The 12,685-nt window shown below is 41.5% G+C and carries 13 protein-coding genes; all 13 read left to right on the plus strand.

Annotation, left to right across the window (positions count from 1 at the left end; genetic code table 11):
* Position 1: 1 nt before the first annotated feature.
* Complete coding sequence (bshA, locus tag ACTJJQ_RS06305) at positions 2–1,147, plus strand: N-acetyl-alpha-D-glucosaminyl L-malate synthase BshA (RefSeq protein WP_216894619.1); 1,146 nt, start codon at positions 2–4, stop codon at positions 1,145–1,147.
* Positions 1,140–2,342: a CCA tRNA nucleotidyltransferase gene (locus ACTJJQ_RS06310; RefSeq protein WP_440600030.1), complete on the plus strand. Its 1,203-nt coding sequence runs from the start codon at positions 1,140–1,142 to the stop codon at positions 2,340–2,342. The genes bshA and ACTJJQ_RS06310 overlap by 8 nt, the downstream gene beginning before the upstream one ends.
* Entirely contained in the window at positions 2,315–3,298 is a 984-nt protein-coding gene (locus tag ACTJJQ_RS06315; RefSeq protein ID WP_017367494.1) for a bifunctional biotin--[acetyl-CoA-carboxylase] synthetase/biotin operon repressor, read from the plus strand. The genes ACTJJQ_RS06310 and ACTJJQ_RS06315 overlap by 28 nt, the downstream gene beginning before the upstream one ends.
* 199 nt (positions 3,299–3,497) lie before the next feature.
* The gene (panB, locus tag ACTJJQ_RS06320) at positions 3,498–4,337 is read left to right on the plus strand and encodes a 3-methyl-2-oxobutanoate hydroxymethyltransferase (RefSeq protein WP_008344587.1); all 840 of its coding nucleotides are present in this window, start codon (positions 3,498–3,500) and stop codon (positions 4,335–4,337) included.
* Positions 4,334–5,200 (plus strand): pantoate--beta-alanine ligase, encoded by an 867-nt coding sequence (gene panC / locus ACTJJQ_RS06325; protein WP_046527069.1) that lies wholly within the window; start codon positions 4,334–4,336, stop codon positions 5,198–5,200. Before panB ends, panC begins: the two co-directional genes overlap by 4 nt.
* Positions 5,193–5,576 carry an aspartate 1-decarboxylase gene (panD, locus tag ACTJJQ_RS06330; RefSeq protein ID WP_440600031.1) on the plus strand — a complete coding sequence of 128 codons (384 nt, stop codon included), beginning with the start codon at positions 5,193–5,195 and terminating at the stop codon, positions 5,574–5,576. The genes panC and panD overlap by 8 nt, the downstream gene beginning before the upstream one ends.
* 115 nt (positions 5,577–5,691) lie before the next feature.
* Entirely contained in the window at positions 5,692–8,484 is a 2,793-nt protein-coding gene (dinG, locus tag ACTJJQ_RS06335) for an ATP-dependent DNA helicase DinG (RefSeq protein WP_440600032.1), read from the plus strand.
* 132 nt (positions 8,485–8,616) lie between these two features.
* Positions 8,617–8,787: a YpmA family protein gene (locus tag ACTJJQ_RS06340; RefSeq protein WP_008344594.1), complete on the plus strand. Its 171-nt coding sequence runs from the start codon at positions 8,617–8,619 to the stop codon at positions 8,785–8,787.
* Positions 8,788–8,799: 12 nt separating this feature from the next.
* A complete protein-coding gene (gene tseB, locus ACTJJQ_RS06345; protein WP_440600033.1) occupies positions 8,800–9,285 on the plus strand; it encodes a cell wall elongation/penicillin-binding protein regulator TseB in 486 nt (161 codons plus the stop codon).
* A 116-nt stretch (positions 9,286–9,401) separates the two neighbouring features.
* Positions 9,402–10,694, plus strand: a complete 1,293-nt coding sequence (gene asnS / locus ACTJJQ_RS06350) for an asparagine--tRNA ligase (protein ID WP_024718525.1) — start codon at positions 9,402–9,404, stop codon at positions 10,692–10,694.
* A gap of 97 nt (positions 10,695–10,791) precedes the next feature.
* Positions 10,792–11,496, plus strand: coding sequence for a DnaD domain-containing protein (locus ACTJJQ_RS06355; protein ID WP_096881570.1), 705 nt, complete (start codon positions 10,792–10,794; stop codon positions 11,494–11,496).
* A gap of 17 nt (positions 11,497–11,513) precedes the next feature.
* Positions 11,514–12,176: an endonuclease III gene (gene nth, locus ACTJJQ_RS06360; RefSeq protein WP_008344602.1), complete on the plus strand. Its 663-nt coding sequence runs from the start codon at positions 11,514–11,516 to the stop codon at positions 12,174–12,176.
* A complete protein-coding gene (locus ACTJJQ_RS06365; RefSeq protein ID WP_019744018.1) occupies positions 12,173–12,682 on the plus strand; it encodes a YpoC family protein in 510 nt (169 codons plus the stop codon). Before nth ends, ACTJJQ_RS06365 begins: the two co-directional genes overlap by 4 nt.
* The last annotated feature ends 3 nt before the right edge of the window (positions 12,683–12,685 follow it).

Here is a 12,685-nt window from a genome sequence, read left to right on the forward strand (position 1 = left end):
TATGAAAAAATTGAAGATCGGAATCACTTGTTATCCGAGTGTTGGCGGTTCGGGCATTATTGCCACAGAGCTTGGAAAACGTTTAGCTGAAAAAGGGCACGATGTTCATTTCATTACCTCAAGTATTCCGTTTAGACTCAATAAAGTGTATCCGAATATTTATTTTCATGAGGTGGATGTCAATCAATATGCTGTATTTCAATATCCGCCTTATGACCTTGCACTGGCAAGTAAACTCGCAGAAGTCGCAAAACGAGAGAAGCTTGATATTATTCATGCGCATTATGCGGTCCCTCACGCTGTCTGTGCGTTCTTAGCCAAACAAATGACTGGACAGTCTGTCAAAGTCGTCACCACCCTTCACGGGACGGATATTACGGTTTTAGGCTATGACCCATCTTTAAAGGAAGTCATCCGGTTTGCGATCGAATCATCTGACCGCGTAACAGCTGTATCACATTCATTAGCTGCGCAGACATACGATCTAATTAAACCGAATAAAAAAATTGATACGATCCATAATTTCGTCGATGAGCGCGTATATTTGCGTGAAGATCACGAAGTGCTGAAGACGCATTATGGTCTTCTGCAGGATGAGAAGGTCGTCATCCATGTATCAAATTTCCGTAAAGTGAAGCGGGTGCATGACGTAATCCATGTGTTTAAACAGATTTCTGAACAGGTGAATGCAAAACTGCTACTGATTGGGGACGGACCTGAAAAATCGGTTGTTTGCGAGCTTGTGAAAAAGCTTGGATTAACGGACCGCGTGTTATTTTTAGGAAAGCAAGAGAAGGTGGAGGAGCTCTATTCGATTAGTGATTTGAAGCTGCTGCTTTCTGAGAAAGAGAGTTTTGGTCTTGTACTACTTGAAGCAATGGCATGCGGAGTACCTTGTATAGGAACAGACGTTGGAGGAATTCCAGAGGTGATTGCACATGGAGAGACAGGATTCCTTGTTCCGCTTGGTGATGTAGATGGTGCAGCAAAACATGCTATCTCTATTCTGAAAGACAATGCGCTCCATAAGCAAATATCGATGGCAGCCAAGTCTAGTGTTGAAGCCAATTTCTCTTCTGACAAAATTGTGAGAGAGTATGAAGAGCTTTACTTAGAATTGATCGAAGGTGATGTTGAAGATGAATGAACCATTCACACATGCGATCCCTATTTTACATACACTGCATGAACATGGGTATCAAGCTTATTTTGTCGGCGGTGCGGTGAGAGATGTCCTTTTAGGCAGGGAAATTGGGGATATCGATATTGCGACAGATGCCACACCTGATGTGGTGGAGTCTTTATTTGATAAAACAGTAGATGTCGGCAAAGAGCATGGCACTGTTCTTGTGTTACTTGACGGGGTCAGCTATGAGGTCACTACGTTTCGGACTGAATCCGAATATGAAGACTTTCGCCGGCCTAAAGAAGTGGCGTTTATTTCATCACTAAAAGAAGATCTTTTAAGAAGAGATTTAACGATCAATGCAGTGGCCATGGATATTCATGGTGACATCATTGACCATGTAGGCGGCAAGCGGGATATTAAGCGAAGACGAATTCAAACGGTTGGAGATCCTGCATGCCGCTTTCAAGAAGATGCGCTTCGGATGATGAGAGCGGTGCGGTTTTTAAGCCAGCTCGGGTTTGAGCTTTCTAAAGAGACGGAAGAAGCAATGAAAAAAGATAAACATCTGCTTGCTAACATATCTGTTGAACGCAAAAAAATCGAAATGGAAAAACTTTTAAAAGGCCGCTACTGTGAGCAAGCCATCAAGGTGCTCATCTCCACCAAATTGTATGAAGAATTGCCCGGCCTCAAAAAGGATCAGCTGAATGAAACGTTCCAAGCTTTCCCGTATTATTTATTGGATGGGTTAGATGAGGTGTGGGGAGTCTTTATCCATTTACTTGGTCTAGATGAGGCGGAGGCGGTGTCCTTTTTAAAAGAATGGAAGTTATCAACGAAACTTTTAAAAGAAGCCGTTGCCATTAGCAAATATGTTGATTGTGACTGGGATGCGGAAAAAATGTTTGAAGCTGGTGAACATGTCCTGCTTTCTAGTATGAAAATCACGCAACTCAAACATGAGCGCCGCATTTTCTTTGATGAGCTGGAGGCGGCGAAACGTTCATATGATGCGTTGCCGATTAAACAGCTTCAAGACCTTGCAGTGTCAGGAAAAGATTTAATGGCCTTTCGGCAAAAGCCAGCTGGTAAATGGATTGCAGAAGAGCTTTCTTCTGTAAAAAAAGCCGTTTTGCAAAACCAGCTTGAAAACCGAAAAGAAGCCATAGAGGAGTGGCTCATAGCGTGCGATCAGCGATTAGAAAACGATTAATTGAACTATTTACAGCATCTGAGCAAGATTTTGTCTCAAGCCAGCAAATATGTGATGAGCTTGGCTGCTCCCGAACGGCAGTATGGAAGCATATAGAGGATTTGCGAAAAGAGGGATATGAGGTCGAAGCGGTCAGAAGAAAAGGATACCGGCTGCTTCGTAAACCGGACAAAATTAGTGAAGACGAAATTCTGTTTGGTTTGGAAACAGAGCTGTTTGGCAGGCATATTTACTTTCAAGAAGAAGTCGCCTCAACTCAGCTCATTGCCCATGACCTCGTCAATAAAGGAGCCCCGCACGGCTCGCTTGTTGTCAGTGATCATCAGACAAACGGAAAAGGACGCCTTCAAAGAACGTGGCATTCACCAAATGGGACAGGCATTTGGATGAGTTTGATTCTTCGGCCGGAAATACCGCTGCACAAAGCGCCGCAAATGACGCTTTTAGCATCTGTCGCCATCGCTGAAGCCATAGCGCAGCAAACGGGTCTCAGTCCATCAATCAAATGGCCAAACGATATTTTGCTAAACGGAAAAAAGGTCGTTGGTATTTTGACTGAATTAAAAGCAGAAGCTGACCAAGTTCACGCAGTCATTATTGGTCCAGGCATTAACGTGAATCAGACGGCAAATGATTTTCCAGAAGAATTAAAGGATGTTGCAACGAGTTTGCAAATGGAGCTGGGTGAAAAGGTAGACAGAGCGGCATTGATTCAAACCATCATGTCCACCTTTGAAAAAAGGTATGATGAATATATGACTTATGGTTTTGCTCCGATCAAACAATTATGGGAATCGTATGCGATGACCATTGGAAAGCGTATCATCGCACGCACCGTCAATGGACAATATGCTGGAACGGCGCTTGGGATTAATGATGAAGGCGTTCTTTTACTCGAAACGGAAGGCGGAATCCAAAACATCTACTCCGCTGACATTGAGATCAAGTCAACTTAAGTGGAACACCCGGCACATTTTTGATATACTTCGTGTGGGCAGTATCTGAAAAAGAACTGTACCTGTTAGGAAGAAAAATTCGATAAATTTCTGCCTTGATCCTAAGGGACTTGGACAGAGGGATGATTCGTCTGCACATGAGAGATAAAAGCGTGTGAGATCAGACAAGCCATCTCCTCTCCAGAATGAGGAGGAACAAATGAAGACAAAGTTAGATTTTTTCAAAATGAAAGAACAAAACGAACCTATTGTGATGCTGACAGCATACGACTATCCAGCTGCAAAGCAAGCGGAAAAAGCGGAAGTCGACATGATCTTAGTTGGTGACTCACTTGGGATGGTTGTCCTTGGACTTGATTCCACAGTGCAAGTGACGATGGATGATATGATTCATCACACAAAAGCAGTCAAAAGAGGCGCAAAAGACACATTTGTTGTGACGGATATGCCATTTATGTCTTATCATTATTCATTAGAAGAAACGATGAAAAATGCAGCACGCATTATGCAAGAAAGCGGTGCTGATGCCTTAAAGCTTGAAGGTGGAGACGGAGTATTTGAATCCATTCAAGCACTTACAAGAGGCGGCATTCCTGTTGTAAGCCATTTAGGGCTCACCCCTCAATCAGTTGGTGTCCTTGGCGGCTATAAAGTGCAAGGAAAAGACAAAGAGAGTGCACAGAAATTGATTGAAGATAGTCTGAAATGTGAGGAAGCAGGTGCCATCGCCCTTGTGTTAGAGTGTGTACCTGGTGAACTGACAAAACGGATTACTGACATGCTAAAGATTCCTGTGATCGGAATTGGGGCAGGGGCTGAAGCAGATGGACAAGTTCTCGTTTACCATGATGTGGTAGGGTACGGCGTGTCTAGAACACCTAAATTTGTGAAACAATACGCGCAAATCGATGCTGTATTAGAAGAAGCGCTCATACAATATACAAAAGAAGTAAAAGCACGCACATTCCCAGAGGATGCTCATACCTTTCATATGAAAGAAGAAGTCCTTGATGGTTTATATGGGGGGATCAAGGAATGAAGGTTGTCTCCCATATTCATGAATTAAAAGAAATGATCAAGCAGCATCAAAAGAAGCAGCATTCCATTGGATTTGTCCCTACAATGGGTTTCCTTCATGAAGGACATCTTACGCTTGCAAAAGAAGCAAGAGATCAAAATGACATTGTGGTGATGAGCATCTTTGTCAATCCATTGCAATTTGGACCGAATGAAGACTTTGAATCCTATCCAAGAGATATGAAAAGAGACCAGCGTCTTGCCGAAGAAACTGGAGTAGATATATTATTTACACCTGGTGTGAAGGAAATGTACAAAGACGAGCCATCGGTTACGATGACTGTTCAAAAGCGTACAGACGTCTTATGCGGGAAGAAACGCCCAGGACACTTCGACGGCGTTGTCACGGTGCTGACAAAGCTGTTTCACCTTGTCGCACCAACCAATGTATACTTTGGGCTAAAGGATGCACAGCAAGTCGCTGTTATCGATGCGATGATCAAGGATTTCTTTTTTGATCTTCACCTTGTGTCTGTTCCTACTGTTCGAGAAGAAGACGGTTTAGCGAAAAGTTCAAGGAACGTGTATTTGTCTGAAACAGAAAGGCAAGAAGCACCTGCTTTATATCGGGCATTAAAAAAAGGACAGACAGCTGTAGAAAATGGTGAACATGATGTAAATCGTATTTATCAATTAGTGGAAGAGGAGATTCTTCAAACGAGTGGAGAAATCGATTATATTGACATTTACTCCTACCCAGAGCTTGAACCTCTTCAGCACTTAACGGGCCAAGTGATCATTGCCACTGCTGTGAAGTTCTCCCGGGCAAGACTGATTGATAATGTGATTTTCCATGTTCCTGAAAGCGGTGAAAAACATGTTTAGAACTTTTATGACCTCGAAACTTCATAAAGCGACAGTGACTGAAGCAAACTTACACTATGTAGGTAGTATTACTATCGACGAAGATTTGCTTGATGCGGCAGGCATGATGGCAAATGAGAAAGTGCAAATTGTCAATAATCACAATGGTGCTAGACTTGAAACATATATCATCCCTGGAGAAAGAAAGAGCGGTGTCATTTGTTTAAATGGTGCGGCAGCAAGATTAGTTCAGCCAGGAGATGAAGTCATTATTATCGCTTATGGGATGTTGTCAGAGGAAGAAGCGAAATCGCACACACCTAAAGTGGTCGTGTTAAATAAACAAAATCAAATTGAACAAATGATTGGGCAAGAGCCTGCGAGAACGATTTTATAACGCACGCTAACATGTAAACAGAACAGTTTCATCAAAAGGAAGCTGTTCTGTTTCAGCTATATTGCCCAGAGTGTGTTTCACTATGAGTGGAACGAGGAATTGAGGTGTCCATTTTATGACCGATCAAAGGTTTGTTGTCGTTGATATTGAAACCACCGGGAATTCACCAAAAAAAGGTGATAAAATCATTCAAATTGCTGCGGTGGTCATTGAAAATGGACAAATTGTCGAACGGTATTCAAAATATGTGAACCCAGGGAAAACGATTCCTGGATTTATTGAACAGCTGACAGGTATTAAACAGCACATGGTTGATGACGCGGTGTTTTTTGAGGACATTGCCCAAGAGGTGTATGATCTCATACAGGGCGCTTATTTTGTTGCGCACAATGTTCATTTTGATTTGAACTTTTTAAACGATGAACTAAAAGCATGCGGGAAAAATGAGCTGGATGTGCTAGCGATTGATACGGTTGAAATTTCTAGAATTCTTTATCCTGAGCTTGAAGGTTATAAGTTAACTGAATTAAGCGAAGAGCTCATGCTTCCACATGACCACCCGCACAGGGCGGATAGTGATGCGGAAGTTACTGCTATGTTATTTTTAACCTTATTACATCAATTAAGGAATACACCGCCAAATGTGTTAAAACAGCTGCGCAGATTATCCTCTTATCTTCTAAGTGATATAGGACTTTTAATTAAGCAGCTTGAAACCAATCACACGAGTCAGGATGATTCGCTTGTAGAAGTAGGATCTTTTGCTGTGAAAGATGTGACCAATCCTATCACTGAATCGACATATGCAGTAGGCGGTGACGACGAGCAACTGTTTGAAGAGATAAAAGAGAAGCTTCCTCAAACATTAGAAGGCTATGAAGTAAGAGAAGGCCAGCTCACGATGATGAACAAAGTAAGAGATGCGTTCAATGAAAGAGCTTATGCGTTAATTGAAGCGGCGCCAGGAATCGGGAAAACACTCGCTTATCTTATACCAGCTGCTTTAGAAGCAAAGAAATCAGGAAAACCTGTCATTATCAGTACATATTCTATTTTACTGCAGCAGCAAATGCTTCAGCGCGATGTTCCGCTACTCAAGCAATTGCTCCCATTTGAGCCAGCCGCCTGTGTGTTTAAAGGGCGTGCACATTATATTTGTTTAGATAAGTTTGAGCATGTCCTGCATGAGGAAGATGATAACTATGATGTTGTCTTAACAAAAGCGCAAATTTTAATGTGGCTTCTTGTCACTGAAACAGGTGATTTGTCTGAACTGAATTTACCGTCAGGAGCTGCAAATATAAAAGACCGTATCTCTTGTGTGCACATGCCATTTACATCGAAAAAACGCCGTTTTAAAGAACATTGTTTTTATGAACGGGCTAAACGAAAGGCTCAAACAGCTGATTTAATTTTGACGAATCACCGTCTGCTTTTATCTCAAACAGAAGGAGCTTCTATCTTTCAGCATGCAGATGTCTATGTGATTGATGAGGCCCACCAATTTGAAAAAACAGCCAATGAAACGCTAGGTGACAGTGCGTCTTATATCCAGCTTCATGCGAAATTAACCCAGCTTGGCTCTTTGCATGGCGGGCTGCTTAAGAAATTGAAAAAGAGATTTCATGGGGCAGGTTTATCAACTGACACCTTTATTGAAATGGACGAGTATCTTCAGCAGCTTCAGATGGAAAGTGACGCATTTTTTAGTACCGTTCATTCTTTTGTCAAAAGGACAAAACCAAAAGCGGACATCAATCGTCTCATTCATAGAGTCCGTCATCATTCAAAACATGCTCAGTGGGTCCGAATTAAAGAATCAGCGAGTAAGCTTTGTTCGTTATTGATTGCTTGTGAGAAACTGTATGAGCAGCAAAAAAATGAGTTACTTCACAAAAGTGATCAGTTCATAGAACACTTTGCATTTGAAGCAGAAGAATACGATCAAGTGATGTCATTTATGCAGACATTCTGCAGTACGCTGTACCGGTTTATCTTTGAACCAAACAATGATGAAACCGTTTGGATTGAGATTGATGCAAAGGGTGCCAAGAATGCTGTCTTTATGCACGCGCAGCCGCTGGATACAGGGGAGTTGCTAGCTGATCGGTTCTTCATGAACAAAAAAAGCGTCGTCCTCACATCAGGGACGCTTACCATCAATCAACGCTTTGATTATTGCTTGGAACGATTTGGTCTGCAAGATTTTTACCCACACCTTGTCCAAATTGATTCACCTTTTGAACTTGAAAAACAGCTTAAGGTCGTTGTACCGGCTGACATGCCGCCGATCACAAACCGTGATGAACGCGAATATGTGAAGCAAGCTGCAACATATATTAAGATCATGGAAAAGCAGGATCAAGCGAAAATATTGGTGTTATTTAATTCACATGAGATGTTAAAAGCAGTGTATGAAGAGCTGAAATCAGAAGGTATGCAATCGGCATTGTTTGCTCAAGGTTTGACAGGCGGGAGCCCTGTAAAATTGACAAAAATGTTCAAGTTGGCGAAGCAGGCCATCTTGCTAGGAACAGGGAGTTTCTGGGAAGGTGTGGATTTTCCTGGCTCAGAGCTAACGACTGTCATTATGGCAAGGCTTCCTTTCCGCCCGCCCGATTCGCCGCTCATTGAAGCAAAATGCGAAGCGGCAAAAAAACAGGGGAAGAATCCGTTTAAAGCCGTCGCTCTCCCGGAAGCTGTGTTAACTTTTAAGCAAGGAGCCGGCCGCTTGCTGCGCTCGGAAAAAGACATCGGAACATTGCTGATTTTAGACCGCCGAGTGAAAACCGCTTCGTATGGAAAACTATTTTTAGAATCACTTCATCATGCGCCAGTTCACGAGATGTCCAAAGAGTCGCTTGAGGCGTATATAGAAAAGCTTAACAACGAAAAGCCGCTGTCATAAGCGGCCTTTCACTGGTGTGGGTTTGGAGTTAATTTATCGTAACGGCTTTTTATGTTCCGTTGTAAAAATAGTATTGGTTCTCACATTGAAAAGTATGACTAACAATATTTACGTACCGAGGAGGAATTAGAAGTGGAAAGTAAAATAGAGGTACTTTCAACTGTTCAAATTAAGCATTCAGAAGACCTATACAAAATCGTCGATTTGCTGAACAGAACGCTTAAAAGGGAAGATCTTATGTTTGGATTAGCATTAGATCAAGAAGATCAAAATCAAGCGATATTTACCATATATCGCACATAGGGGAAGCTTGACATGAAAAAAATAATTTGGATTATTTCATCCGTTGCTGCGCTCGTTTTACTCATTGGCATCATTAGCTTTTCGTGGATATATCAAATTGCCATGGGTCAAAAAGAAGAAGGTCATGAGGCAGCGATTGAACGAGCAAAAAAGCAAGCATCATTTGCACAAGTAGAGCAAGTGGATACCTTTGTTGGGAAAGAAAAGCAATTTGTTGTGGAAGGTAAAAACAAACAAAACGAAGCGATCTATGTGTGGGTACCTGCCAGCAAAAAAGAAAAAGTCATTGCCAAAAAAGCAAAAGAAGGCATTACTTCAAACCAAGCAGTACAAGCCGTTCAAAAGGAGAACACCATTTCTAAGCTAAAAAATGTTCAATTAGCACGGGAAGGTGACGTCCTCCTTTGGGAAGTAACGTACTTAAATGAGAACGACCAATATAGTTTCAGCTATGTTGATTTTACGACAGGACGAGTGGAAAAAAATTTAACACCATAGTTTCTTCTGTCTTGCGTTGACCATGCTGATTTAGAACGGTTATAATAAAATGTATGAAAAAAGAATCACACCTATCTAACAAGGTGAGTTTCTTTCTGGCTTTGGAGGGAAATATGTTGAAAACAACTATTAATCAAGTGTTCAAACACGTCGATGAAGAAGTAACAATCGGCGCATGGATTGCCAATAAACGTTCAAGCGGAAAAATTGCATTCTTGCAGCTTCGCGACGGGACAGGCTTTATTCAAGGAGTCGTTGTAAAAGCAGAGGTGGAAGAGGAAGTCTTTAAGCTTGCGAAATCAGTGACACAAGAGACATCGGTCTATGTCACAGGACAAGTAACAAAAGACGAACGTTCACCACTTGGTTTTGAATTACAAGTGAAATCCATTGAAGTGATTCACGAAGCAACAGATTACCCAATTACACCAAAAGAACATGGAACAGAATTCTTAATGGATCACCGTCATTTATGGCTGCGTTCTAAAAAACAGCATGCCATTATGAAAATCCGTAACGAAATTATTCGTGCTACATATGAGTTTTTCCATCAAGAAGGCTTCGTGAAAGTGGATCCGCCAATCTTAACAGGAAGTGCTCCTGAAGGAACAACAGAGCTGTTTGCTACTAAATATTTTGATGAAGATGCGTACCTTTCTCAAAGTGGACAGCTTTACATGGAAGCTGCTGCAATGGCTCTAGGAAAAGTATTCTCATTTGGTCCAACATTTAGAGCAGAAAAATCGAAAACGAAACGTCATTTAATCGAGTTCTGGATGATAGAGCCTGAGATGGCATTTGTTGAATTTAATGAGAACCTTGAGTACCAAGAAAATTATGTGTCTCACGTTGTTCAAAGTGTACTTGAAAATTGTAAAGTAGAACTGCACACACTTGGCCGTGATACAGCAAAATTAGAAAACATCAAAGCGCCATTCCCGCGCATCACATATGATGAAGCGATTAAATTCTTGCAGGATAAAGGATTTGATGACATTGAATGGGGAGATGACTTCGGTGCGCCGCATGAAACAGCGATTGCCGAAAGCTATGATAAACCAGTCTTTATCACTCATTACCCAACCTCATTAAAACCATTTTATATGCAACCTGCACCAGACCGTGATGATGTCGTCCTTTGTGCAGATTTAATTGCGCCAGAAGGTTATGGAGAGATTATCGGCGGTTCTGAACGTGTTCATGATTTAGATCTGCTTGAAGCAAGATTAAAAGAACATGGGTTAGATCAAGAAACGTACAAATGGTACACAGAATTAAGACAGTATGGTTCTGTACCACATTCAGGTTTTGGTCTTGGACTTGAACGAACAGTTGCTTGGATTAGCGGAGCGCCGCATGTGCGTGAAACAATTCCATTCCCAAGATTATTAAACCGTTTATATCCTTAAGACGTGAAAGCCTCCAACATATGGAGGCTTTTTCAAACGTCTTAAGGGCAGCACGTATGAGAAAACGTGATATACTGAAAGTGAAGAGGTGTATCCGATGAAAAGGCAGCAATTTATAGATATGCAGAAAATGGGTTCGACCAGTTTGCCTAATTTGCTGATTGCCCATTATGAGCAATTAGGACTGAATGAATCACAAATGATGGTCATGTTAAAGATTAAAATGAATGAAGAACAAGGCGTCTTTTTTCAGACATTTGAAGAGCTTTCACATGGTATGACCATTTCGGCCGAAGAATGTGCTTATATGGTGCAGTATTTAATTCAAAAAGGGTTTATTTCGATCCAGCCGTTTGAAGACAGGTCTGGTATTCAGCATGACCGGTACTCGGTAGAACCCTTATGGGGTATGCTGTATGACTTTTTAGAAGCAAAACAGGCGAAAGACCTGCAAAAGAATCATGTGCAGGCTGAAAAATCTTTATATGCGCTATTTGAAGATGAGTTTGGCAGACCACTTTCTCCTCTTGAAGGGGAAACACTTTCGATCTGGATGGACCAAGACCATCATGATGCTGAGATGATTCGTCTTGCTCTAAGAGAAGCCGTTTTATCAGGAAAATTAAATTTTCGCTATATCGATCGAATATTGTTTGAGTGGAAAAAGAAAGGGCTGAAAACAGCGGAAGAAGCGAAAGAGCATAGCCAGCATTTCCGTTCGCAGCAAAAAGCCCCACCTTCAAAAGAAGAAACATCTTCATATAAAAGACAAGTTCCTTTTTATAATTGGCTGGAACAATAACCAATAAAGGAGAAGGCATGTTATCAAAAAAACAAATCAATGAATGTTTAGATATTATAGGAGATATGTTTCCAGAGGCTGAGTGTGAGCTTGTTCATTCCAATCCATTTGAACTAGTGATTGCTGTCGCACTCTCAGCGCAATGTACAGATGTTCTAGTGAACAAAGTGACCAAACATCTATTTCAAAAATATAAAACACCAGAAGACTATTTAAGTGTGCCGCTTGAAGAGTTGCAGCAGGATATTCGTTCGATCGGTCTTTATCGTAATAAGGCAAAAAACATTCAAAAATTAAGCCAAATGCTGATTGAAGATTATGGCGGTGAAGTGCCAAGAGATCGAGATGAGCTAATCAAGCTCCCAGGGGTTGGACGGAAAACAGCAAATGTCGTTGTGTCTGTCGCTTTTGGAATTCCCGCCATTGCAGTAGATACACATGTCGAGCGCGTAAGCAAACGACTTGGGATTTGCCGCTGGAAGGATTCTGTTCTTGAGGTAGAGCAAACCTTAATGAAGAAGGTGCCAAAAGAGGATTGGTCCGTGACCCATCATCGTCTCATCTTTTTCGGCAGATATCACTGTAAGGCGCAGCGGCCACAGTGTGAATCTTGTCCACTTCTTGATATGTGCAGAGAAGGGCAGAAGAGGCTGAAAAAAGGGCTGGTGAAGCTGGCATGAGCGGAGCAGCTGTTTTCACCTCATATGTCGAAAAGCTAAAAGAGAAAAAGGTAGAGATAAGCGGCGAAAAAAAGGATATATTAAGAATCAATCCACTCGCATTTGATCTATCTTCAGAACCTTTACTAGATGAGCAACCGTGGCAGAAAACGGAAGAATTTGTTCCTTTGATGTTTGATCTGTGGAATGAATTAAAAGACAACATGCTTCCTCGCTTTCAAACGAGAAAATCTCGGTGTGAAGAGGATGATATGCTGCAAGGCATTGTCAGTATGATTGCAATGTTTTACTGGATCAAAGGAGAGAAGCTTCAAACCGTTGATTGGGAGGAAATCAAACAACAGACGTTTCCAGTAGCCCCCATTAACTGGACAGAACGATTAGAGTTTATTTTACTTAAACCTACTCAATATCATTGCTTTATTCAATTGGACGAGTTATACACAGAGCTCAAAAAGCAGTATGGAAAATACGAAGCACTCAGAAAGTTAAAACAAAATCGTTAAAAA

The sequence above is a fragment of the Bacillus sp. 22483 genome (assembly GCF_052044605.1).
GTDB lineage: Bacteria > Bacillota > Bacilli > Bacillales > Bacillaceae > Bacillus > Bacillus altitudinis.